Genomic DNA, 23,339 nt, shown 5'->3' with positions numbered 1-23,339 from the left:
GTGGGAGCGGGCTTGCTCGCGAAGACGTCGTACCAGCCAACATCAAATGGACTGACACACCGCCTTCGCGAGCAAACCCGCTCCCACTGGGAATGTGCGTCAGGCCTTCGCCGGTGCCATTGTGAGGTCGACGGACTCGGGCCGTTTGACCGTCGCGTAGACCACCGCCGTCAGCAAACTACCGGCGACAATCGCCAGCAGATAAAGCAGCGCATGATTGATCGCATTCGGAATCGCCAGCACGAACAAGCCACCGTGCGGCGCCATCAGTTTGCAACCGAAGTACATCGACAGCGCGCCGGTCAACGCACCGCCCGCGATGCTCGCCGGGATCACCCGTAGCGGGTCTTTCGCGGCAAACGGAATCGCCCCTTCGGAGATAAAGCACAGCCCCAGCACGAAGGCAGCCTTACCCGCTTCGCGCTCGGTCTGGGCGAACTTGCGTCGGGCGATGAACGTGGCGATGCCCAGACCAATCGGTGGCACCATCCCTGCCGCCATGGTTGCGGCCATCGGCGCGTAACTTTGCGAGGCCAGCAGCCCCACCGAAAAGGCATACGCCGCTTTGTTGATCGGCCCACCGAGGTCAACGCACATCATGCCGCCGAGCAACACACCCAGCAGGATCGCATTGGTGGTGCCCATGCTGTCGAGGAAATGCGTCAGCGCCGCGAGCATTTGCGCTACAGGTTTGCCGACCACGTAGATCATCACCAATCCGGTGAACAGGCTGGCGAACAACGGGATGATCAGAATCGGTTTCAACGCTTCAAGACTTTGCGGAAGCGCGACATATCGACTGATCGCCTTGGCCGCGTAACCAGCAATGAAACCGGCGACGATCCCGCCGATAAACCCGGCGCCCAGGGTGCTGGCGAGCAAGCCGCCAATCATCCCCGGCGCGAGGCCCGGACGGTCGGCAATCGAGTAGGCGATGTAACCGGCCAGCAGCGGCACCATCAATTTGAACGCGGTCTCGCCGCCGATCTGCATCAGTGCCGCCGCCAGCGTGCCTTCTTCCTTGAACGCGGTGATGCCAAAGACGAACGACAGGGCAATCATCAGACCACCCGCCACCACCATCGGCAGCATGTACGACACGCCGGTCAGCAGGTGTTTGTAGACGCCGGTTTTCTCCGACTTGACCGGGGCCTTGCCATCGCTGGCAGCGCTTTCCTGCTGGCCTTCGGCGAGGGCTTTTTTCAGCGTCGCTTCGGACTGTTTCAACGCAATGCCGGTGCCACAGCGGTAGATTTTCTTGCCGGCAAAACGCTCGGTGGCGACGTCGATATCCGCCGCCAGCAACACCACATCCGCCTCGGCAATCGCTGTCGCACTCAGGGGCGTTTTCGCACCGACCGAACCTTGGGTTTCGACTTGCAGTTCATAGCCCAGACGCTTGGCCGTTTGCTGCAACGCTTCGGCCGCCATAAAGGTGTGGGCGACACCGGTCGGGCATGCGGTGATGGCGACGATGCGCGGTGCACGTTGCGCAACCGCAGCAGGGGCGGCTTCGGTTGCGACATAAACTTCGGCTTCTTCGGCACCGCGACGCAGTACCTCCTCGACGTCCTGCAGGGCCTGCGCCGGGGCAATCTGAAAGAGCCGTTTGCCGACGAAACGCGTCATGTCGACGTTGCCGGTGCACACCAGTAACACCCACTCCGCCGCCTCGATGGTCGCCGCCGACAACTCGCGTTCCGGATGCGCCGCATCGACCACTTCAACGCTGGTGCTCCAGCCCTGACGCTGCGCCGCCGCATCAAGCAAGCGCGCGCAGAGCACACTGGTGACCATGCCGTTCGGGCAAGCCGTAACAATGGCTAACTTCATGACAAACCCTCTTATTGTTCTGTCAGGGGGCGAATGCGCACGCCCTGTTCGAGCTGCGCCAGTTGCGTGGCGTCGTTGATGCCAAAACCGATCTGCGTCACCGCCATCGCCGCAATCGCCGTGGCCGTGCGCAAGGTCTGCTCAGGCGTGTCGGCGCTGAGCAAACCGTGGAGCATGCCGGCCAGCAGCGAATCGCCGGCACCGACGGTGCTGGCCACGCTGACCTTGGGCGGCGAGGCGTGCAGCGCCGAGCCGACACTGAACCAGTTCACACCGTCGGCACCGTGGGAGATCACGACGTGCTCGATACCTTGAGCGTGCAGTCGACTCGCCGCTTGAGCCTCGGCGGCGTGGGAAACCACCTCGCAACCCAACGCATCGGCCAGTTCCTCCGTGTTCGGTTTGATCAGCCAAGGGCTGGCCTTCAACGCTTGGCGCAACGCTTCGCCGCTGGAGTCGAGGGCGACTTTCAGGCCAAGCGAGTTAAGCCGCTCGATCAATTCGCGCAGCCACTGCGCAGTCACGCCACGCGGCAGGCTGCCGGCGACCACGACCGCGTCATGCCCCGGCGCGATCTGCACCAGACGCTCAAGCAACGCCTGCTGCGCGGCTGCATCGACCAACGGCCCAGGGCCGTTGATGTCGGTGATACGGCCATCGCTTTCAGCGACTTTGATATTGCTGCGCGTCTCCCCCGGTACACGGATAAACGCGTCGACAAAACCGCGCTTGGCGAACAGGGTTTCGAACGCTTGCAGGTTGTCTTCGCCGAGAAAGCCGCTGACCGTCAGTTGGTGGCCCAGGTCAGCCAGCACCTGCGCGACGTTCACGCCTTTGCCGGCGGCATGGGTGTGCATCTCGTCGCTGCGATTGACCTGACCGGCGTCCAGCCGTGGCAACTCGACGGTAAGGTCGAGCGCCGGGTTGAGGGTCAGGGTAAGAATCTTGGCCATTACAGGGCCTCCACTAATGCACGCACTTCATTGGCGCTGCCCACGGTGAGGGCTTGTTGAGCAAGGGTTTGCGCCTGGGTCAGGCTGAGTTCGCGCACGCGCGCCTTGACCTCGGCAATGCTGCGTCCGGACACACTCAACTCATCGACGCCAAGGCCGACCAGCACCGGCACGGCCAGCGGGTCCGCCGCCAGCTCACCGCACACGCCCACCCATTTGCCGTGGGCATGGGCCGCGCGCACGGTGATGTCGATCAGTTGCAGCACGGCCGGGTGCAAGCCGTCAGCCTGGGCCGACAGGGTCGGATGACCACGGTCGATGGCCAGGGTGTATTGCGTCAGGTCGTTGGTGCCGACGCTGAAGAAGTCGACTTCTTTGGCCAGCACCGGCGCGAGCAACGCGGCGGACGGTACTTCGATCATGATCCCCAGTTGCAGATCGGCCACCGGGATTTCCAGGCGCAGACGCTCGGTCATGTCGCGGGCCTGACGCCATTCTTCAACGCTGCCGACCATCGGGAACATGATCCGCAACGGACGGTTATCCGCCGACCGCAGCAAGGCGCGCAGTTGCGCTTCCATGATCTGCGGACGCTGCAAGGTCAGGCGAATGCCGCGCACGCCGAGGAACGGGTTTTCTTCCTTGGCGATCGGCCAATACGGCAGCGGTTTGTCGCCACCGACGTCCAGCGTACGCACCACCAGCGGCCGCCCGGCGAGGCCATCAAGAACGCGGCGATATTCGGCTTCCTGAGTCGCTTCGCCCGGCGCTTGCGGGTGGGCCATGAAAATCAGTTCGGTGCGCAGCAGACCGATGCCTTCGGCGCCCTGCTCCACCGCGCTGATCACGCCAGCGCTTTCGCCGATGTTGGCGAACACTTCGACGGCGTGGCCGTCGGTGGTGTGCGCCGGTTGATGACGTTGTTCGGCGGCCACCTTGAGTCGCTGCTCGCGAGTGTTGCGTTCTTCGACAGCGCGTTGCAGGGTCGCGGCATCCGCATCGACATGCAGGCGACCGCGCTGACCGTCGAGCAGCAATGGCGTGCCCGGCGCCAGCAGCAACACTGCTGCACCTGCACCGACCAGCGCCGGAATGCCCAACGCACGAGCGACGATGGCGCTGTGCGCGGTGGCGCCGCCGCGTGCGGTGAGAATCCCCGCCACGCGCGCCGGGTCCAGCCGTGCGACGTCGGACGGGCCGACCTCGTCCATCACCAGAATGTACGGTTGCTTGGGCTCGCTCGCGGTCTGCACGCCACACAGTTGCGCCAGCACCCGGCGACCGATGTCACGCAGATCCGCCGCACGCTCGGCGAGCAAGGCGTCCTGTAGCGACTCCTGCTGTTTGGCCGCGGCTTCGATCACTGCCATCCACGCCGCTTCAGCGCTTTCGCCCTGTTTGAGGCGCGTGTCGACTTCGTCGGTCAGTTCCGGGTCGTCGAGCATCTCCTGATGGGTGATGAAAATCTCGCGAATGGCTTTGGCTTTACTGCGTTCGATCAAGCCTTGAATGTCGCTGCGCACATCGCTCAGCGCCTGCTTGAGACGCTCGCGTTCGACGGAGGCGGACTCGCCGCGCAGCGGGTAATCGATGGTTTGCTGCACTTGAATGTGCGCAGGGCCAATCGCGATGCCCGGTGCTGCCGGGATCGCTTGCAGCAGGCTGCCGGACGCAGGGGCGACGACGACTTCGGCGATATCGGCAATCACTTCGCGCTGCTGGCTCACAGCCGGCAACGGCTCAACTTCTTCACCGAGGCCTTCTTCGATGGCGGCCAACAAGGCCGGCAAGGCATCGGCGGCGATGCTCGGTTCAGCGATCAGCTCCAGCACCTGACCGCGACGGGCGCCCAGGCTCAGCAGTTTGCTCAGGCTCTTCACCGACACGGCGCTGTCCTGACCGTCGACGATGCGCACACGAATCTCGCCGTCAAAGCTTTTGGCCAGTTGCGCGAGGATCTTCGCCGGACGCGCATGCAAACCGTGGGCATTGGCCAACGCAATACGTGCGCTCGGCCAGTCGGCCGGCAATTCACCGCCAAGCACTTCGAGGACTTTACGGCTGCTGGTGGCACGACCCAGTTCGTGACCGCGACCTTCGATCAGCAACGCACACAAGCGCTCAAGCAAGGCCTGATGCGCTTCGCCCAGGCTGGCCAGGCAGAACAGACCGCTGAGCGGTTGGCCGAGGTAGCGCATCGGTTTGTCCGGGGTGACAAAAGCCAGGCCCGGGCGTTTCACTGTTTGTTCGCTGTGCAGCCACCACAGGCCATCGCCCAGCGGCAGCGCTTCGACTTGCTGCAACACGCCGGCAAAGCCGTTGCTCACGCAATCGGCCTGACGCAACAGACGCGCGCCACGCCAGACCAGTTCTTCGAAATCGTCGGCGGAGACACCGAGGCCGATCATCTGCGCGTCCAGCGCCAACTCCTGCGGCGCGCCTTGCAGCAGTTTCAGCAGCGCTTCGGGGGAGCTGGCGCGACGCAGGGCCTGGCCCAGATCCGTCTCGCCGAGGGCGCGGGTCAGCAGTTGCAACAGGCGCAGGTGTTCATCGGATTTGGCGGCGATACCGATGGCCAGATAAACGATCTGACCATCGCCCCAATCCACGCCCTCGGGAAACTGCATCAAGCGCACGCCAGTGGCGAACACTTGGTCGCGGGTCTCGGGGGTGCCGTGCGGGATGGCAATACCTTGACCGAGAAAGGTCGAGCCCTGGGCTTCGCGAGCCTGCAATCCGGCCAGGTATCCGTCGGCGACCAATCCATCGGCGACCAGGTGATTGGCCAGCAATTGCAAGGCAGCGGGTTTATCCACAGCCGATTGGCCCATGGATATCTGCTCTATAGTGAGCTCGAGCATGCGATCTCCTTTTTGGCACATGAAGGTGCCAGGTATTGTTTTGAATGGTTGCAGCTTAGGCGCTTGTCAGCTTCCTTTTCAGGGGCATTTTTGGCGGTTTCACGGCAGAACCGACCAAAAGCGTCTAAAACGTAGAAAATACGCTTGCTGAAACGTTTAATCTAGATTGATCGGCACGTTACTCGATAATGTCTCATCCTTGAAGTCCAACTTGTCGGATGCGCGCAGGCAATAGTCGTCTGCCCTAATCGGGTAGGATTGGCGAAAATCTCGCGGCAAACTCGAAAAAACAAGGAAATACCGGGTTGAAACTCAGTGATATCGCGCGGTTGGCCGGCGTGTCCGTGACCACCGCCAGCTACGTCATCAACGGCAAGGCCGAACAGCAACGCATCAGCACCGCCACCGTCGAGCGTGTGCGTGCGGTGGTCGAGCAGCACGGCTTCACGCCCAACCCTCAGGCGGCCGGGCTGCGCAGTCGGCATACGCGCACCTTGGGGTTTATCCTGCCGGATCTGGAAAACCCCAGTTATGCGCGAATCGCCAAACTGCTGGAACAAGGTGCGCGGGCGCGCGGCTATCAGTTGCTGATCGCCAGTTCCGACGATGCGCCGGACAGCGAGCGCCAATTGCTGCAACTGTTCAAGGCGCGCCGCTGCGATGCGTTGATCGTCGCCAGTTGCCTGCCGGCCGGTGACGACAGTTATCGTCAGTTGCAGGCCAAGGGGCTGCCGATCATCGCCATCGACCGGGTCATGGAACCGGAGCATTTCTGCTCGGTGATCAGCGACGACCGCGAAGCCAGCCTGCACCTGACCCAGAGCCTGCTCGATCCGCAGCCCAAGCAGATCGTGTTGCTCGGCGCCCGTGCGGAGCTGAGCATCAGCCAGGAGCGTGCCGCTGGTTTCAAACAGGCCCTCGTCGACTTCAAAGGCGAAGTGCTGGTCGAGCACGCCGAATCGTTCAGTCGCGAATGCGGCAAGCAGTTGATGGAAGACCTCCTGCAACGCCTGGGGCATTTGCCTGATGCGCTGGTGACCACGTCCTACGTGCTGTTGCAGGGGGTGTTCGATGCGCTGCATGACTTCCCGCTCAAGTCGCGACCGCTGCGCCTCGGCACGTTCGGCGACACGCAGTTGCTGGACTTCCTGCCACTGCCGGTCAACGCCATGGCCCAACAGCACCAGTTGATTGCCGACAAGGCACTGGAACTGGCGCTGGCGGCCGTCGAGCAGTCGGAGTACAAGCCTGGCGTGCAGGCCATTGCGCGGACCTTCAAGCAGCGTATTCACCAGGGCTGAACCGTGGAGTTGATCGACAGCCACACCCACCTGGATTTTCCCGATTTCGACGCCGATCGCTCGGCGTTGCTGGCCGAAAGCCGTGCCCTAGGGGTGCGGCGGATGGTGGTGCTGGGCGTCCATGAGGGCAACTGGCAACGGGTGTGGGATCTGGTGCAAAGCGATGCTGATCTGTACGCGGCGTTCGGTTTGCACCCGGTGTATCTGGATCAGCATCGCCCCGAAGATTTACAGACACTCGGCGACTGGCTGACGCGGTTGCGCAGCCATCGACAGTTATGTGCAGTGGGCGAGATCGGTCTGGATTACTTCATCGAAACCCTCGACCGCGAACGCCAACAGGCGCTGTTCGAGGCGCAGTTGCAACTGGCGGCGGACTTTGAACTACCGGCGCTGATCCATGTACGCCGCAGCCACGCGGCGGTGATTGCCACGCTCAAGCGTTTTCGATTGAAACGTGCAGGGATCATCCACGCGTTTGCCGGCAGCCGTGAAGAGGCGCGCGAGTACATCAAACTCGGTTTCAAACTGGGTTTAGGCGGCGCGCCGACCTGGCCGCAGGCGTTGCGCATGCATCGGGTGCTGGCGGATCTGCCGCTGGATTCGATCGTGCTGGAAACCGACTCACCGGACATGCCGCCCGCCATGTTTCCCGGCCAGCGCAACAGCCCGGCGCACTTGCCGGCGATCTGCGAGGCGCTGGCCGCACTGATGAACATCAGTGCGCCACAACTGGCCAATGCCAGCACGGCCAACAGCTGCGAAGTGTTTGGCTGGTAATCAGTCGCCGTGAGCCTTGGCGGCTTCTAGCACCAGCGTCAGATGCTGGCGCTGACGCGCGTATCGAACGGCAACGAAGTACAGAAAAATAGTTATCAGCGACGCATTCAACTGCTCGGTGACGCTTAGCAGCCCTATCCACTCCATCACCAACGCCAACAGCAACGCAATGCACACCGTCATTGACACGCTGAAGCGCAACAACGCCAGCGAATCGAGAGACTTGAAGCGTTTGATCTGTTGCGGGCAGCGCAGCTCCAGGCTTTTCTGGCAATGCTGGCAGGTGAACGGTTCATTGATTGCGATGGCATTGAGTTGCCAGGGCTTGAGCACCAGGGTGATCTGACAGTGGGTGCAGCGGCCCTGGATGCCCAGAGTTGCAACAGTCATTAGCGGCCTTCTCCATGCAGCCTTGTGAAGAGTGATCTTGGTTGATCGAAGGCGAAATGCCAGAGCATGGAGAAAAACAAGAAATGGCTTACATAGGCTGGTAAACAAGGACTACAAGCCATTCAGACAAAAAACCGAACCTGTGGGAGCGGACAGCCCACCCCCACAGGAAACAAGGTGTTTCATGAATCAGACGCGAAACGCGCTGATCAGTTGCTTGAGTTCCACGACTTGAGCCGACAACGCCCGACTGGCGTTCTCGGTCTGGTGCGCGCCTTGCGCGGTACGCTCACCGGCGCGGTTGATCTCGACGATGTTCTGGTCGATGTCATGGGCCACCGCCGTCTGCTGCTCCACTGCCGCCGCAATCTGCTGGTTCTGATCGACGATCATGCCTACAGCGCCGAGTATATTTTCCAGCGCCTGCTGGACCTTTTCCGACTGCCCGACCGTGCCGTTGGCCATCTGATGACTGACACCCATGGCTTTGACGGCTGCACCGACGCCGCCGTGAAGCTTGCCGATCATCTGCTCGATTTCTTCAGTCGATTGCTGCGTGCGCTTGGCCAGCGTGCGAACTTCGTCCGCCACCACCGCAAAACCTCGCCCCTGTTCCCCGGCCCGGGCCGCTTCGATTGCGGCGTTGAGCGCCAACAGGTTGGTCTGTTCTGCAATGCTTTTGATCACTTCCAGCACGCGACTGATCGATTGGCTGTCGCTGGCCAATTGGTTGATCACCTGCACCGACTGGTCGATTTCGCTGGCCAGTGCAGCAATGCTGCCCTGCTGCGACTCAACCAGGCCGCGCCCACTGACCGTCTCTTCATTCACGCTGTGGGCGCTGCTCACCGCTGCTGCTGCACTGCGCGCCACCTCCAGCGAGGTGGCCGACATCTGGTTCATCGCGGTCGCCACTTGCTCGATCTGCGAGCGTTGCCCGGCGACAGCTTGATTGCTTTGTGCAGAGACATCCTCCACTTGCCCGGCCTGACGCTCGACTTCGCCAACGGTTTGGCCGACGCGCTCGATCAAGTCATGAATCTTCTTCACCGTGCCGTTGAACACCTCGCCCAATTCGCCCAGTTCATCGCGGCTATTGGCCTTGAAATTAACCGTCATGTCGCCTGCCGCCACCTTGTCCATCATCGCGCCGAGGCGCTTGAGCGTGGTGCGGGTCGAAGCGTAGAAGCCACCGTAGAGATAGAAGATCAGCACGAACACCACCGACAACGCCACAGCCTGCAAGACCATGTGCGTGCGGTTTTGCACGAGGCGCTGCTGCAATTGGGTGTCGAGGAATTTCAACGTCGCTTCGTTGAGCTTGTAGGTTTTGTCCATCAGAACGGTGACCTGGTCGTAAAACGCCTGCCACGGGGCATCCAGGGTGTCGGCCATCACCACTTGCTCTTCGAACAACTCGCTGGCCTCTTTGAGCGACGCCTTGCTGCTGTCGGCCTGAGCGCTGAGGGTTTCACGCGCCACGTTGCTGGAGCCGAGGGCATCCTTCAATTTCAAACCGTACTCGGCCTGGAGCTTTTCGATCTGCACCAGCAACTCGTCAAAACGGGTGCTCGACGAACTGTTGAGAAAACCCTGGCCCAGCGAATACGAGCCCATGGCCCGACCGTCGCCAAGGGTCTGCGTGACGGTCGGAGTGATCAGGGTCACCAGTTCGCTGAGCTGACGGATATCGCCTTGGTTGTCGCGGCTCAACCCGGCCTGACTGCTGATGATCTGGCTGAAAATCTGCGCACTGGCCAAGAGCTTTCCGATCAGGGCGCTTTTGCTTTGCAGCGAGCGTTCCGCTTGCTGGGCTTTGAATGCAGCAAGCATTTCATCGCGCTTGCCGTCGAATACTTTGATCTGCTCAGGATCGTCGCTCATCGCCGTCAACCCTTGCAGGCGAGCCAATACCGTCTGTTCGAGGGCGGTGATCTGCGACTCGACGTTACTCGCCTTACCGGACTGGCCGAGGGTGACGTTGATTTGCACCAGATTGTTGAGGGTCTCCAGATCCCGGCGCAAGGCCAGGCTGCTGCCCAGCAGGTCGAGGCTCTGCAATTCGACTCGGGTGCCCTGAAACTCACGATAGGAATCGCGTACCAGATAGAAATTGGTCACCAGCATCGGCACCAGAAACAGCACGCTGATCAGGCTGAACTTCATACCGAAGCTCAGACGGTTCATCAGCGAGACGGCGGGATAGAGCAAGCTCTTCACTGGAAGTCTCCCTTGGTTTTTCTTGTTTTTATTGGCAGGCGCGGGGCGAAAGCAGATAGCCACTATCGAGCGCCATCTCTGTATAGCTCAAAACGAAGGGAGTTTTTGTAACTTAAGGTTAACGGCGGGGTGTACCGAGGGAAATGACTCCCTCGGCACCCTCAGTCAGTGAATCAGAACTGTCCACAAGGCAAACCCGGCAAACCACAGCACCGCCGCACGCAGCAGCAGTTCCCACAGGCAATCAAGGGTGTTGATGCCTTCAGGGCCCACCGCAGGTGGCGGGATCTCCCCCGCCGCCAATCCGACCTTGTTGATCAGTTGCGCAGCACTGATGTTCCAGTTCAACAGTTCATGCAGCATCACCCGACTGACCGCAACGAAGTTGCCCACTAGGGCAAAACTCGCCGCCAACAATCGCACCGGTACCCAGTCGAAGGCATGGCGCAGTTGCGCGGCGCGTTCAACCAATGCCGGGGTTTGGCCATGTTCTTCGGCCAGCGCCAACAAGCGATAGGCCAGCGCAGCCACCGGGCCGAGCACGAAATACCAGAAGATCACCGCAAAGAAGCTCTGATAGGCCTGCCACAACAAATGGCCCTGGACCTGATCGAGCAATTGCTCACCACTGTCGGCGCAGATATCCAGATCACGCTTGGCCACATGGGCCGCCGCCTGCAGATCCTCACGGCGCCAGGCATCGCGAAACGGCCCGAGACCGCCCAGCAAGTCGCCGCGCCCCAGACTGTAAATCACCACCAGCAAATGCACCGGCAAGGCCAGCAGGCCATAAGCTACTGGCCCCAACACCACCAGCAACAAGCCGAGCAAGGCCACCGGCAGCAACACCAGAATCGTCAGCACCAGCCACGGCCGTTTGGCCAATCGCGCGCTGCTTTCGAGTTTGTTCAGTTCGCGGATCCATCCGCCATCGCGTTGAACCCGATGGCGCAGGGCCGAGAACTTCTCGACCCAGACTGCCAGCAGTAACACCAGAAAACTCATTGTCCTTCCTCTTGTGCCAGGGCTGCGCGGTAACGCGCCCAGTCGAATGCCGGGCCAGGATCGGTCTTGCGCCCGGGTGCAATGTCGCTGTGTCCGCAGATGCGTGCGCCGGTGATCGCCGGAAATGCTGTTTGCAACTGCCGCGTCAGCCTTGTCAGTGCCTGATATTGCGCATCGGTGAACGGCAGATCATCGGTGCCTTCGAGTTCGATGCCCACGGAAAAATCGTTACAGGTTTCGCGTCCGTCAAAAATCGACACGCCCGCATGCCACGCCCGCTCAAGACAGGAGACAAACTGGGTGACCTTGCCGTCACGTTCGATCAGAAAATGCGCCGAGACTCGTAGGTCGGCAATGCCTGCAAAGTAAGGATGTTCGGTGACATCCAGACGGTTCTGGAAAAATTCCTGCACCTTGCCGGTAGCGAATTGCGCAGGCGGCAGACTGATGTTGTGGATCACCAACAGGGAAATTTCGCCCGCAGGGCGTTCATTGAAGTTGGGCGATGGGCAAACCTGCACCCCGTGACACCACCCGCTAGCGGGATCCAACTGCATACCGATTCCTTCAACGCCGACTGTGTTGGCGCCCAGTATGCCGTGATCGGACCCCGGCGCGCGATCACTTGGCGCGATTGAGTCGCCTCAGATTGCCCAGCACCGACTCCAGCGCCCGGTCGAACAACAAGGTGTCGTCCAATGCGCGTACCGCACCACGACGGAACTCAAGGGCCAGGCCGATACGGCTGCGCTCCAGCACTTTCATCCCGGTGCGGTCGACAAACACATACTTGCCGGTGGCTTCGATGATCGCCGCGAGTTTGCAGCGCAGGGTATGTTCCTCATCTTCCTCGAACGCCACCCAACTGCCCAGACGCAGTTGAGCGACCTGACGCAGCCCGGCGTCATCGCAAGGCAAACGAACCAGCGCCATGCCGTCCTCATCAGCGGTTTGCAAGACGATCTGTTGCGACACCTTGATCATCGCCGTGGCCTCATCCGCCTCTGCGGAACGCTCCAGCACGCGAACATGCAAGGCTTCGAGCTCACTGAAAAATTCGCTGGTGGCAAACGGGTCGAACGCCGAACCGTTCAGGCCATCACGCAATGACTTGAGCAACCCCGGTACCAGCGCCAGCAGACGCAGGCTCGATTGCTCGTCTTCATGCCGTTGCACGCTCCAGATCAGTTGCGTCATGGTTTGCACATCGGCCTGCCATTCGGCGGACTGATCGCCATGCTTGAGGCAGGTCAGCAGCAGCACTTTGCTCCAGGCGTTGTGCACGAACGTCACCACCGACGGTGGCAGGACTTTACCCAACAGTGCCTGATTCAACGCCTGCTCGACCCGGCGCCGCGCCAGATCGGTTTTCGCCCGGCCCTCTTCGGCATCACGCAATCGCTGCTCAAGCAACTCGCTGCGACGACGTTCATCGCCAGTGAAAGCCAGGAAGTCGGCCAGCAACTCGGAAAAAATCGCCGGATCATCGACAAAATCCGTCAGCAAGCGCTGCACCACTTGTTCGATACGCTGATACAAACTGTCGCGCGCATCACCGTCACAATTGCCCCAGCCCATCGCCGCGTCGGCGATTTCGTTGAGCAAACGCCGCGCCGGATGGCTGCTGCGGCTGAAGAAACTCTTATCCAGCACCGCCACCTTGAGCATCGGGATTTGCAAGCGGGCGATCAAGGCCTTGAGGAAGTCCGGCAGATTGCGGTCATCGAGAATGCAGTCGAACACCATGGCAATCAGGTTGATCACGTCTTCGTCTGCGCCGCCGACAACCCGCGATTTGCCACTTTTGACACTGACCCGCGTCAGCAACTGTTCGAGCTGATTGCGCAGATCGAAATCGTCCTGCGCAGCCAACGCCGGCACGTATTGCTGCAAGTGTGAGAGCAGGCGCAGCAGGTCGCGGGTGCTGATCGGCTGGGCGCAAGCGCTGGGTTCCAGGGTCGGCGCGACACTGCCGCGCACATGCAACAACAACGCCTGCAGCGCGGCGAAGACTTCTTGCACGCTGTCGTCCGCGGGCGGCGGGTCCTGGCTTTCTTCGCTGTCCACCGTGGCCGCCGCACGATCGCTAGCTCGCCGCGCCGGTGCCGGTTTCAGGTCCGGCAACACACCCGTGGCGCTGAGCAGTTGATTGGCTTCGGCATAAAGCTGTTCCGTGCCAGCCAGCACGTAGCGCTCGAACAGTTTAAGCAGGATCAACTTGACCTTGATCTCCACGCCGAGGTTACGTCCGGCTTGCAGGAAATACTCGCAGAGCAGCGCCGGGCCGAGCGGGTTGGTTTGATCGTCAAGGGTGTTGCCGAGCAGCGCGTTGAACCGTGTGCTCAACTGATCGAGCGCGAAGCCATCGCGTTTTAGCACTCGACCGACCATGGTTTCCACCGCCACATTGCGCTCCATGTCATCGGTGCGCGGCGCCAGGTCTTCGTAAATCAGAGAGTGCGGTAGCGTGCTGTGCGTGGAATCGTATTGAGTGAGGCCGACAAAGGCTTCGAAGAACTGCTCGAGAAAGCCGCGCTCGATATTCTTGCGCTTGAGGCGCAGGTCGCGCATGGCTTCAAAAAAGATATTCTGCTCGACGTCGTTGCGTGCGCGGTCGGCCATTTCAAACAAGGTGTCATCGGCGTTATCGAACAGCTCCTGCAAACCTTGGCGAAGTTGCTGGGCAGCCTTGTCGCGAACCTGAAGCAGAATCACAGGCAGGCGGGCGAGCGGCGAGTGATTCGCCTGATCGGTAGCGGCCTTGTGCAAAGGCACTACTTTCCCGTCGTTGTGCATCCAAGCCTCCTGGAACGGTGATTCTTCTTTGAGCAGAAACCTCGAGCGCAGGAGATGTCAAAGCTATGACGTCAAATGCAAGGCGGATTATCTTGCAAAAGATGTCTCCAGCGCCAGAGGCGTCAGGGTTTCCCCTATGTCCGCCTACCTTGCAATGACCGCGCGTTCGCCGGGTTTGCTCACATAAAATCGACCGAATGCAGACCAGCACGCGAGTTCTCGCCTTGGGTTGGTTCGTGCCATGCCCCTATAATCGACCCACTTTGTTTGTGGAGCCCGTTATGCCGAATCTACGTCTCGCCGATTTGACCGCCGAAATCGAAGCCAACGTGCGCCGTGCGTTGCTCGAAGACATCGGCAGCGGCGACATCACCGCGCAACTGATCCCGGCCGAACGCCTGGCCAAAGCCACCATCATTACCCGGGACGCGGCCGTCATCTGCGGCACCGCGTGGGTCGATGCAGTATTTCGCCAACTCGATCCACGGGTGGCCGTGCATTGGCAGGTGACTGATGGCGAGCGGGTGAAACCCAATCAGCCGCTGTTTCATCTGGAAGGCCCGGCCCGTTCGCTGCTGACCGGCGAACGCAGTGCTCTGAATTTCCTGCAACTGCTCTCTGGCGTGGCAACGCATGCGCAATACCTGGCGGACTTCGTGACCGACACTCAGGTCAAGCTGCTCGACACCCGCAAGACCCTACCAGGCCTGCGCCTGGCGCAGAAATACGCAGTGACCTGCGGCGGTTGCCATAACCACCGCATCGGTTTGTACGACGCGTTTCTGATCAAGGAAAACCACATCGCTGCCAGCGGCGGCATCGCGCAAGCCATTGCCGCCGCGCACAAGATCGCCCCGGGCAAACCGGTGGAAATCGAAGTGGAAAGTCTGGATGAGCTCAAAGAAGCACTGGCGGCCGGCGCGGACATCATCATGCTCGACGAACTGAGCCTGGACGACATGCGCGAAGCCGTGCGCCTGAACGGCGGCAAGGCAAAACTGGAGGCCAGTGGCGGCATCAACGAAAGCACGCTGCTGCCGATCGCCGAGACCGGGGTCGATTACATCTCGATTGGCGCGATGACCAAGGATGTCAAAGCGGTGGATCTGTCGATGCGACTGAGTCTCTAAGACCTTCACGCGATAAAAAACGCCAGCCCGGTTGAGGCTGGCGTTTTTGTTTCAGACCACCAGATTGTTCATCTCGCAATACTCTTGCCACTCGACGCCCAGCACTTCGGCTGCTTCTTTGTGCAGGACAAGACGTTGAGCTTCGAACGCTTCTGGCGTGCTCGTGTACTTGAGTGTCAGCTCCCACGGCTGCAGGCCCTGGGCTTCGGCTTCATCCTCGAACGACCACTGAATCTGGTCTTTCTGATCGTCGGGACTCAAGCCCTTGATCTCGTCCATCAATTGGGGCACGTCGAGTTTGTATTTCTCCAGCGCTTGTTCGTGACGTTGCTCTTGAGTTAATTCGGTCATGGCGTTCTCGCTGATCATAAGAATGGAGGATGGATCTGGATCATCAAGGATCTCTCTGACGCGGTTTGTCCGGCCTTCGGAACCATTCGGGATCATCTGAAAACTGCTGGGCGATGCTCATGCAGGCACCGAATATAGGACGTTTGCATGACGAATTACACGGCTCTTTACATCTCTCCCACAAAAAGTTGACCTGCGGAACATAACGGTGGATTTCGAGTCATAGCGATGTGCCACTTCGGCACCCTCTCCGCTGTTCACAAGGAAAACCAGTGATGCGCAGCTTTTCGAAGATTTCCTCCATTGTCTCCGTCACCACTTTAATGGCTGCACTGGCCCTGCCGGCCAGTGCAATGGCCGTTGAACTGAGCACCAGCAGCCCCTCCTATGGCGACAAGGTTTCTCTGATTCACAATGATTACGGCAAAGAGGTCGTCATCAGAAGCGACATCAGCATCGATGAACTGAAAAAGATGCGCGACACCGTCAATGATCAGTCGCGCCAGATAGAAGAGCTCAAACGCAACAGCGGTTCGAGTAGCAGTGCCAGCAGCAAGGAAATCGATGAGCTGAAGAACAAAGTCAAAGAGCAGGATCGTGAATTGGACACACTTGGCCGTCAGGTCGAAGACCTCAAGCGCAACAGTGGCTCGAGCTCCAACTCGAACAGCAGCGAGATTTCAAACCTGAAGCAGAAGATCAACGATCAGGATCGGGCGATGGACCAGCTCAAACGCACCGTTGAGGATTTGAATCGCAAGGTGAAATAAGGAGATGGTGCCCGAGACAGGAATCGAACCTGCGACCTTCGCGTTACGAGTGCGCTGCTCTACCGGCTGAGCTACACGGGCGGTGGGCTAAACCTAGCACCGCTCTTGAGGTCCGGCAACTCGGGGCTTGGTACGGTTGATTTCAACAGACAAAAAAATGCCCCGCCGTTTTCACGGCGAGGCATTTTTATTGCGCTAACGCTGCGGGGTGTTTAAACGCCCGAAGCCTTGGCAGCTGCCACGTCTTTGATGGACAGCTTGATACGGCCGCGGTTATCCACGTCCAGTACCAGCACTTCCACTTCCTGACCTTCTTTCAGAATGTCGGTCACTTTCTCAACACGAGCATCGCTCAGCATCGAAATGTGAACCAGACCGTCCTTGCCCGGCAGGATGTTGACGAATGCACCGAAGTCGACGATGCGCTCAACCTTGCCGACGTAGATCTTGCCGATCTCGGCTTCAGCGGTAATACCCAGAACGCGCTGACGAGCTGCTTCAGCCGCTTCCTTGGTTTCGCCGAAGATCTTGATCGAACCGTCATCTTCGATATCGATCGAAGCCTTGGTTTCTTCACAGATCGCACGGATGGTCGCGCCACCTTTACCGATAACGTCACGGATCTTGTCGGTGTCGATCTTCATCGCGATCATGGTCGGAGCGTTGGCCGACAGCTCGGTACGCGACTGGCCGATGATCTGGTTCATCTGACCGAGGATGTTCAGGCGCGCTTCCAGGGCTTGGCCCAGAGCGATTTCCATGATCTCTTCGGTGATGCCCTTGATCTTGATGTCCATCTGCAGTGCGGTAACGCCTTTGGCAGTACCGGCTACTTTGAAGTCCATGTCGCCCAAGTGGTCTTCGTCGCCCAGGATGTCGGTCAGGACTGCGAATTTCTCGCCTTCCTTAACCAGACCCATGGCGATACCGGCAACCGGTGCCTTCATCGGTACACCAGCGTCCATCAGGGCCAGGGAAGCGCCGCAAACGGAAGCCATCGAGCTCGAACCGTTGGATTCAGTGATTTCCGAAACCACGCGAATGGTGTACGGGAACACGTCAGCGGCAGGCAGCATGGCCGAAATCGAACGACGGGCCAGACGGCCGTGACCGATTTCACGACGACCTGCGCCACCCATGCGACCACATTCGCCCACCGAGAACGGAGGGAAGTTGTAGTGCAGCATGAACGGGTCTTTTTTCTCGCCTTCCAGGGTATCCAACAGCTGTGCGTCACGGGCTGTGCCCAGCGTCGCGACGACCAGAGCCTGGGTTTCGCCACGGGTGAACAGAGCCGAACCGTGGGTCTTCGGCAGAACGCCGACTTCGATGTTCAGCGGACGTACGGTGCGGGTGTCACGGCCGTCGATACGTGGCTTGCCGTTTACGATGTTTTCGCGAACGGTGCGGTATTCGATTTCACCGAAAGCCGCTTTGACTTCGCTGGCAGAAGGCTGGCCTTCTTCGCCGGACAGCTTGGCAACAACCTGGTCTTTCAGCTCGCCCAGACGTGCGTAGCGGTCAGCCTTGATGGTGATGGTGTAAGCCTGGGAGATCGCTTCGCCGAATTCGGCACGGATCGCGCCCAGCAACTCGGTGGCTTCTAGAGCAGGAGCCCAGGTCCAGGTTGGCTTGGCAGCTTCGGCAGCCAGCTCTTTAACGGCGTTGATCACAACCTGGAACTCGTCTTGAGCAAACAGTACCGCGCCCAGCATCTGGTCTTCGGTCAGCTCTTTGGCTTCCGACTCAACCATCAGCACAGCGTCCGAAGTACCGGCAACGACCATGTCCAGGCTCGAAGCAGCTTGTTGCTCGTAAGTCGGGTTCAGCAGGTAGCCGGTGCTTTCGTGGAAAGCTACACGAGCGGCGCCGATCGGGCCGTCAAACGGGATACCCGAAATGGCCAGGGCAGCCGAGGTACCGATCATCGCAGCGATGTCCGGATCGGTCTTCTTGCTGGTGGAAACGACGGTGCAGACAACCTGCACTTCGTTCATGAAACCTTCTGGGAACAGCGGACGGATCGGACGGTCGATCAGTCGGGAAGTCAGGGTTTCTTTCTCGGAAGGACGGCCTTCACGCTTGAAGAAACCGCCAGGGATCTTACCGGCAGCGTAAGTCTTTTCCTGGTAGTGAACGGACAAAGGGAAGAAGCCCTTGCCCGGATCAGCTTGCTTGGCACCAACAACAGTCACCAATACGCTGACGTCGTCGTCAACGGTGACCAATACTGCGCCGGAGGCCTGACGGGCGATACGGCCAGTCTCGAGGGTAACGGTCGACTGACCGAACTGGAATTTTTTGATTACCGGGTTCACGGTGTCCTACCTTCTTTTGTGGCTCTTGGGGGAACTGGTTTCTTGCGAAATTCTTGGGCAATGTCGGGAGTCGGCCCAACGCCTGTCCAGGGTAAAACGTGTATCCAGATAAAACTTGAGGCTGGAAGCCTGCAAGTCGCCAGCGGTAAACCGCTGACGCCTGACAGACAACCAACCTCATAGCGCAATCGCTGATTAGCGACGCAGACCCAGGCGACCGATCAGAGTCTGGTAACGACCCAGATCCTTGCCTTTCAGGTAGTCCAGCAGCTTGCGGCGCTGGTTTACCATGCGGATCAGACCACGACGGGAGTGGTGATCTTTACCGTTGGCCTTGAAGTGACCTTGCAGTTTGTTGATGTTGTGGGTCAGCAGTGCAACTTGCACTTCTGGCGAACCAGTGTCACCAACAGCTTGCTGGTAGTCAGCAACGATTTGAGCTTTTTCTTGAACGTCGAGAGCCATGAGGCAATCCTTTTATCAGGAAACTGTTTCAAGGAAACAGCTTCAACAGGCCAGGGACAAATCCCTGTATCTATAAATGAGTCGTGACCGTGCCTGTTAACAGCCACACTCGCCGACCTGCTGTTACACAGGCCGGTTCCGGTCATTCTGACCGAATCAAGCGACGTGGCGCGATGCGCCCGTCTTCGCTCACTTCACCGATACCGATGAAGCGACCATTGTGATCCTGTACCCGCACCATGCCGAACTTCGGAGCATCCGGAGCACGAACCGGTTGGCCGTTAAGCCAGTAGAACGCACTCGCTTCAGAGAAGTGGAGCAACGGCCAATCCAGCAGGCCGCTGTCCGATGGCATCAGGAAGCGGTCGACCGCTTCGTTGCCGCCTTCGGCATGTACGGCTTCCAGCTCTTCGAGAGTCACGGTCTGCGCCAGGGTGAAAGGCCCGGCCTGGGTACGGCGCAATTCTGCGACGTACGCACCACAACCGAGTTGCTCACCGATATCCTCCACCAGGGTGCGAATATAGGTGCCCTTGCTGCAATCCACCGCAAGGCGCGCAGTATCGCCCTCGAAGGCCAGTAATTCCAAGCGCGCAATAGTAACAGAACGCGGTTCGCGCTCCACTACTTCGCCTGCACGAGCCAGCTTGTACAGCGGCTGACCATCTCGCTTGAGCGCCGAGTACATCGGCGGTATCTGACTGATTTGACCGCGAAATTTCGGCAGAACCGCCTCGACATCGGTGCGACCAACGGTCACCGGACGCTCCTGCAAAACCTCACCTTCGGCATCTGCCGTGGTGGTGGTCTTGCCCAGTTGCGCCAGGGTTTCGTAACCCTTGTCGGAATCGAGCAGATATTGCGAAAACTTGGTGGCCTCGCCGAAGCACAGCGGCAAAACGCCAGTGGCCAGCGGATCGAGACTGCCGGTATGCCCAGCCTTTTCGGCGTTGAGCAACCAGCGCACCTTCTGCAACGCGGCGTTGGAGGTGAACCCCAGCGGCTTGTCGAGCAGAATGATACCGCTGACGTTACGACGGATACGTTTGACCTGAGCCACCGAATTACTCCTTGGTGTCTTCAGGTTCAGCAACTGCCGGATGCTGATTGTCTTCAGCCACGGCGCGCTCGATCAGGGCCGACAGGTGCGCACCACGCACGACGCTTTCGTCGTAGTGGAAGTGCAATTGCGGCACGCTGCGCAACTTCATTTCGCGGGCCAATTGCATACGCAGGAAACCTGCGGCGGCATTCAGTACCTTGATGCTTTGCGCGATGTCTTCGGCATTGTCCTGCCCCATCACGGTGATGAAGATCTTCGCGTGACCGACGTCACGGCTGACTTCCACAGCGGTAATGGTGACCAGGCCGACGCGCGGATCTTTGACTTCACGACGGATCAGTTGGGCCAGCTCACGCTGCATCTGATCGCCGATACGTTGGGTGCGGCTGTATTCTTTTGCCATGATTTGTTACCTGTTACTGCCCTACGGTGAAACCCGCAAGGTCTGAAAGCGGCAAACGCCCGGCCTGACAGAAGCCAGACCGGGCGTTGCGTTTAGAGTCCGAGTGATGCGCCACACATTGCAGTGCGGCCGACCATCACGGCTCCTGAAGTGCGCGAGTTAGAGGCTGCGAGCAACCTGAACCTTCTCGTAAACTTCGATCTTGTCGCCAGCTTTGACGTCGTTGTAGCTCTTGACGCCAATACCGCATTCCATGCCGGCACGTACTTCGGAAGCGTCATCCTTGAAGCGACGCAGGGATTCCAGCTCGCCTTCGAAGATAACGATGTCTTCACGCAGTACACGGATCGGACGGTTACGGTGCACAACACCTTCGATCACCATGCAACCAGCGATCGCGCCAAACTTCGGCGAACGGAACACGTCACGCACCTCGGCGATACCCAGGATGTTCTCGCGAACATCGCTGCCGAGCATACCGGTCAGGGCTTTCTTGACGTCTTCGATGATGTCGTAGATCACGTTGTAGTAACGCATATCCAGACCTTCCTGCTCGACGATCTTCCGTGCGCCAGCATCGGCACGCACGTTGAAACCGAACAGTACAGCGTTGGAAGCCAGTGCCAGGTTAGCGTCGGACTCGGTGATACCACCGACACCGCCGCCCACTACGCGCACTTGTACTTCGTCGTTGCCCAGGCCATTCAAGGCGCCGTTCAACGCTTCCAGCGAACCACGGACGTCGGATTTGAGGACAATGTTGAGCGTCTTCTTCTCAGCCTGACCCATGTTTTCAAAGATGTTTTCCAGCTTGCCGGCGTGAGCGCGAGCCAGTTTGACTTCTCGGAACTTGCCTTGACGGAACAGAGCCACTTCACGGGCTTTCTTCTCGTCAGCCACTACGCTCATCTCGTCGCCAGCGTCCGGGGTACCGTCCAGGCCGAGAATCTCGACAGGGATGGAAGGACCGGCTTCCTTGATTGGCTTGCCGTTCTCGTCGAGCATGGCGCGAACGCGACCATAGTTCGAACCGACCAGCACCATGTCGCCTTGGCGCAGGGTACCGTCTTGGACCAGCACGGTTGCAACCGGGCCACGACCTTTGTCGAGACGCGATTCAACCACGACACCACGGCCAGGAGCCGAAGGAGTCGCTTTCAGTTCGAGAACTTCAGCCTGCAGCAATACGGCTTCGAGCAGTTCGTCCACGCCAGTACCGACTTTCGCCGAAACCGGTACGAACGGCGTATCACCGCCCCACTCTTCCGACGTCACACCGTGAACCGACAGTTCGCTGCGGATGCGATCAAGATCAGCACCCGGCTTGTCGATCTTGTTCACTGCAACCACCAGTGGAACGCCAGCCGCTACAGCGTGCTGAACAGCTTCAATGGTCTGCGGCATTACGCCGTCGTCGGCTGCAACAACCAGAATCACGATGTCGGTCGCCTTGGCACCACGAGCACGCATTGCGGTAAACGCGGCGTGACCCGGGGTATCAAGGAAGGTGACCATGCCGCGTTCGGTTTCAACGTGGTAAGCACCGATGTGCTGGGTGATACCGCCGGCTTCGCCAGCAGCAACCTTGGCACGACGGATGTAGTCGAGCAGCGAGGTCTTACCGTGGTCAACGTGGCCCATTACGGTCACGACTGGCGCACGGGAGAACGACTCACCTTCAAACTTCAGGGACTCGGCCAGGGAATCTTCCAGAGCGGTGTCGCTGACCAGGGTCACTTTGTGGCCCAGTTCTTCGGCTACCAGTTGAGCAGTTTCCTGATCAAGCACCTGGTTGATGGTCGCTGGAGTACCCAGTTTGAACATGAACTTGATGATTTCAGCAGCCTTGACCGACATCTGATTGGCGAGATCGCCAACGGTGATGGTCTCGCCGATCTGCACATCACGCACGACAGGGCCGGTTGGGCTCTGGAAACCGTGAGCGTTACGCTTCTTCAGCTTGGACTTGCCGCGACCACCACGACGGAAGCCGTCGCTCTCTTCGTCGGTAGTACGTGGCGCGACACGTGGCGCTGGCGCTTTTTCTTTGACCGATGCGCGATGCGGAGCGTTTTTACGCTCGCCGTCACCACCGCCACTGCGACGATTGTTGTCGTCGGCACGTGGTTTGTCCGGACGACGCTGCTCGTTCTGCTTGTTACGAGCGTCAGCAGACGGTGCTGGAGCAGCGGCGGCCACCGGTGCGCTTTCGCGTACTGGTTGGGCAGCTGCAGCCGGCGCCGAAACGGCGTCGTTGGTAGCGGTTTTGGCAGCAGCAGGCTGGCGACGCGCTTCTTCTTCGGCGCGCTGCTTGGCTTCTTCTTCAGCCTTCTGACGCGCAGCATTTTCTACTGCGCGACGCTCATCCAGTTCACGCTTGCGCTCGGCTTCGATTTCTTCCGGGCTACGCTGTACGAAAACTTTCTTTTTGCGAACTTCAACACTGATGCTCTTGCTACCAGCCACGCGCAGGGTGCTGGTGGTTTTACGCTGCAGCGTGATCTTGCGTGGTTCTTCCACTTTCGCCTTGTGGCTGCTTTTCAAGTGAGTCAGCAAAGATTGCTTCTCACTGTCAGTCACATTTTCTTCGGCGGCGGTGTGCGGCAGACCTGCCTCACGCATCTGCTGCAACAGGCGCTCTACCGGTGTTTTGACCTCATCGGCCAGTTGTTTCACCGTGACTTGCGTCATGCACTTCTC

The 23,339-nt window shown here is 59.6% G+C and carries 18 protein-coding genes and 1 tRNA gene; 4 read left to right on the top strand and 15 right to left on the bottom strand.

Going from position 1 to position 23,339, the window contains the following annotated elements:
* Positions 1-99: 99 nt before the first annotated feature.
* From K5E40_RS10375 to ptsP, 3 genes are read right to left on the bottom strand one after another with little or no spacing between them, the layout of a single operon-like run.
* A complete protein-coding gene (locus K5E40_RS10375) occupies positions 100-1,833 on the bottom strand; it encodes a PTS fructose-like transporter subunit IIB (RefSeq protein ID WP_221730629.1) in 1,734 nt (577 codons plus the stop codon).
* Positions 1,834-1,844: 11 nt separating this feature from the next.
* Positions 1,845-2,786 carry a 1-phosphofructokinase gene (gene pfkB / locus K5E40_RS10370; RefSeq protein WP_221730628.1) on the bottom strand — a complete coding sequence of 314 codons (942 nt, stop codon included), beginning with the start codon at positions 2,784-2,786 and terminating at the stop codon, positions 1,845-1,847.
* Complete coding sequence (gene ptsP, locus K5E40_RS10365) at positions 2,786-5,647, bottom strand: phosphoenolpyruvate--protein phosphotransferase (RefSeq protein WP_221730627.1); 2,862 nt, start codon at positions 5,645-5,647, stop codon at positions 2,786-2,788. Before ptsP ends, pfkB begins: the two co-directional genes overlap by 1 nt.
* Before the next feature lie 305 nt (positions 5,648-5,952).
* Here ptsP and cra point away from each other — a divergent pair, with 305 nt between their 5' ends.
* Together cra and K5E40_RS10355 are read left to right on the top strand one after the other, a co-directional pair.
* Complete coding sequence (gene cra, locus K5E40_RS10360) at positions 5,953-6,948, top strand: catabolite repressor/activator (RefSeq protein ID WP_221730626.1); 996 nt, start codon at positions 5,953-5,955, stop codon at positions 6,946-6,948.
* A gap of 3 nt (positions 6,949-6,951) precedes the next feature.
* Positions 6,952-7,728: a TatD family hydrolase gene (locus tag K5E40_RS10355; protein ID WP_221730625.1), complete on the top strand. Its 777-nt coding sequence runs from the start codon at positions 6,952-6,954 to the stop codon at positions 7,726-7,728.
* Here the strand turns inward: K5E40_RS10355 and K5E40_RS10350 are convergent, their stop codons facing one another.
* From K5E40_RS10350 to K5E40_RS10330, 5 genes are all read right to left on the bottom strand, one after another.
* A complete protein-coding gene (locus K5E40_RS10350; protein WP_221730624.1) occupies positions 7,729-8,118 on the bottom strand; it encodes a hypothetical protein in 390 nt (129 codons plus the stop codon).
* Between the two features lie 189 nt (positions 8,119-8,307).
* Positions 8,308-9,012: a methyl-accepting chemotaxis protein gene (locus K5E40_RS35565; RefSeq protein WP_409339132.1), complete on the bottom strand. Its 705-nt coding sequence runs from the start codon at positions 9,010-9,012 to the stop codon at positions 8,308-8,310.
* Between the two features lie 1,491 nt (positions 9,013-10,503).
* Entirely contained in the window at positions 10,504-11,343 is an 840-nt protein-coding gene (ampE, locus tag K5E40_RS10340) for a regulatory signaling modulator protein AmpE (RefSeq protein ID WP_221730622.1), read from the bottom strand.
* Positions 11,340-11,900 carry a 1,6-anhydro-N-acetylmuramyl-L-alanine amidase AmpD gene (gene ampD / locus K5E40_RS10335; RefSeq protein ID WP_221730621.1) on the bottom strand — a complete coding sequence of 187 codons (561 nt, stop codon included), beginning with the start codon at positions 11,898-11,900 and terminating at the stop codon, positions 11,340-11,342. Before ampD ends, ampE begins: the two co-directional genes overlap by 4 nt.
* 64 nt (positions 11,901-11,964) lie before the next feature.
* A complete protein-coding gene (locus K5E40_RS10330) occupies positions 11,965-14,139 on the bottom strand; it encodes a DUF1631 domain-containing protein (RefSeq protein WP_221730620.1) in 2,175 nt (724 codons plus the stop codon).
* 281 nt (positions 14,140-14,420) lie between these two features.
* On the opposite strand from K5E40_RS10330, the gene nadC reads away from it, so the two are divergent.
* Positions 14,421-15,269: a carboxylating nicotinate-nucleotide diphosphorylase gene (nadC, locus tag K5E40_RS10325; RefSeq protein WP_221730619.1), complete on the top strand. Its 849-nt coding sequence runs from the start codon at positions 14,421-14,423 to the stop codon at positions 15,267-15,269.
* Between the two features lie 51 nt (positions 15,270-15,320).
* Here nadC and K5E40_RS10320 read toward each other — a convergent pair whose 3' ends face one another.
* The gene (locus K5E40_RS10320; RefSeq protein WP_221730618.1) at positions 15,321-15,620 is read right to left on the bottom strand and encodes a DUF6388 family protein; all 300 of its coding nucleotides are present in this window, start codon (positions 15,618-15,620) and stop codon (positions 15,321-15,323) included.
* A 275-nt stretch (positions 15,621-15,895) separates the two neighbouring features.
* Between K5E40_RS10320 and K5E40_RS10315 the strand changes: the two genes are divergently transcribed.
* On the top strand, positions 15,896-16,390 hold the full coding sequence (locus K5E40_RS10315; RefSeq protein ID WP_221730617.1) for a hypothetical protein: 495 nt from the start codon (positions 15,896-15,898) through the stop codon (positions 16,388-16,390).
* 5 nt (positions 16,391-16,395) lie between these two features.
* Here K5E40_RS10315 and K5E40_RS10310 read toward each other — a convergent pair.
* The 6 genes from K5E40_RS10310 to infB form a co-directional block, all read right to left on the bottom strand.
* Positions 16,396-16,471, bottom strand: a tRNA-Thr gene (locus tag K5E40_RS10310).
* A gap of 131 nt (positions 16,472-16,602) precedes the next feature.
* Positions 16,603-18,708 (bottom strand): polyribonucleotide nucleotidyltransferase, encoded by a 2,106-nt coding sequence (gene pnp / locus K5E40_RS10305; protein WP_221730616.1) that lies wholly within the window; start codon positions 18,706-18,708, stop codon positions 16,603-16,605.
* Positions 18,709-18,903: 195 nt separating this feature from the next.
* On the bottom strand, positions 18,904-19,173 hold the full coding sequence (rpsO, locus tag K5E40_RS10300; protein WP_003177875.1) for a 30S ribosomal protein S15: 270 nt from the start codon (positions 19,171-19,173) through the stop codon (positions 18,904-18,906).
* A gap of 142 nt (positions 19,174-19,315) precedes the next feature.
* Positions 19,316-20,233 (bottom strand): tRNA pseudouridine(55) synthase TruB, encoded by a 918-nt coding sequence (gene truB, locus K5E40_RS10295; protein ID WP_221730615.1) that lies wholly within the window; start codon positions 20,231-20,233, stop codon positions 19,316-19,318.
* 4 nt (positions 20,234-20,237) lie between these two features.
* Entirely contained in the window at positions 20,238-20,639 is a 402-nt protein-coding gene (gene rbfA, locus K5E40_RS10290) for a 30S ribosome-binding factor RbfA (protein WP_095191053.1), read from the bottom strand.
* Between the two features lie 159 nt (positions 20,640-20,798).
* A complete protein-coding gene (gene infB, locus K5E40_RS10285) occupies positions 20,799-23,330 on the bottom strand; it encodes a translation initiation factor IF-2 (protein WP_221730614.1) in 2,532 nt (843 codons plus the stop codon).
* Between the last annotated feature and the right edge of the window lie 9 nt (positions 23,331-23,339).

Source organism: Pseudomonas baetica, from assembly GCF_019733355.1.
Lineage (GTDB): Bacteria > Pseudomonadota > Gammaproteobacteria > Pseudomonadales > Pseudomonadaceae > Aquipseudomonas > Aquipseudomonas baetica_A.
Note: the sequence above shows the minus strand (reverse complement) of the source record. Positions and strands in the feature narration are given on the sequence as shown.

Coding starts and splice junctions, on each gene's coding strand:
- rbfA (WP_095191053.1), bottom strand. CDS start 20,639: ATGGCAAAAGAATACAGCCGCACCCAACGTATCGGCGATCAGATGCAG.
- nadC (WP_221730619.1), top strand. CDS start 14,421: ATGCCGAATCTACGTCTCGCCGATTTGACCGCCGAAATCGAAGCCAAC.
- K5E40_RS35565 (WP_409339132.1), bottom strand. CDS start 9,012: ATGTCGGCCACCTCGCTGGAGGTGGCGCGCAGTGCAGCAGCAGCGGTG.
- K5E40_RS10330 (WP_221730620.1), bottom strand. CDS start 14,139: ATGCACAACGACGGGAAAGTAGTGCCTTTGCACAAGGCCGCTACCGAT.
- ampE (WP_221730622.1), bottom strand. CDS start 11,343: ATGAGTTTTCTGGTGTTACTGCTGGCAGTCTGGGTCGAGAAGTTCTCG.
- pfkB (WP_221730628.1), bottom strand. CDS start 2,786: ATGGCCAAGATTCTTACCCTGACCCTCAACCCGGCGCTCGACCTTACC.
- K5E40_RS10320 (WP_221730618.1), bottom strand. CDS start 15,620: ATGACCGAATTAACTCAAGAGCAACGTCACGAACAAGCGCTGGAGAAA.
- K5E40_RS10315 (WP_221730617.1), top strand. CDS start 15,896: ATGCGCAGCTTTTCGAAGATTTCCTCCATTGTCTCCGTCACCACTTTA.
- K5E40_RS10350 (WP_221730624.1), bottom strand. CDS start 8,118: ATGACTGTTGCAACTCTGGGCATCCAGGGCCGCTGCACCCACTGTCAG.
- ptsP (WP_221730627.1), bottom strand. CDS start 5,647: ATGCTCGAGCTCACTATAGAGCAGATATCCATGGGCCAATCGGCTGTG.
- rpsO (WP_003177875.1), bottom strand. CDS start 19,173: ATGGCTCTCGACGTTCAAGAAAAAGCTCAAATCGTTGCTGACTACCAG.
- K5E40_RS10375 (WP_221730629.1), bottom strand. CDS start 1,833: ATGAAGTTAGCCATTGTTACGGCTTGCCCGAACGGCATGGTCACCAGT.
- infB (WP_221730614.1), bottom strand. CDS start 23,330: ATGACGCAAGTCACGGTGAAACAACTGGCCGATGAGGTCAAAACACCG.
- ampD (WP_221730621.1), bottom strand. CDS start 11,900: ATGCAGTTGGATCCCGCTAGCGGGTGGTGTCACGGGGTGCAGGTTTGC.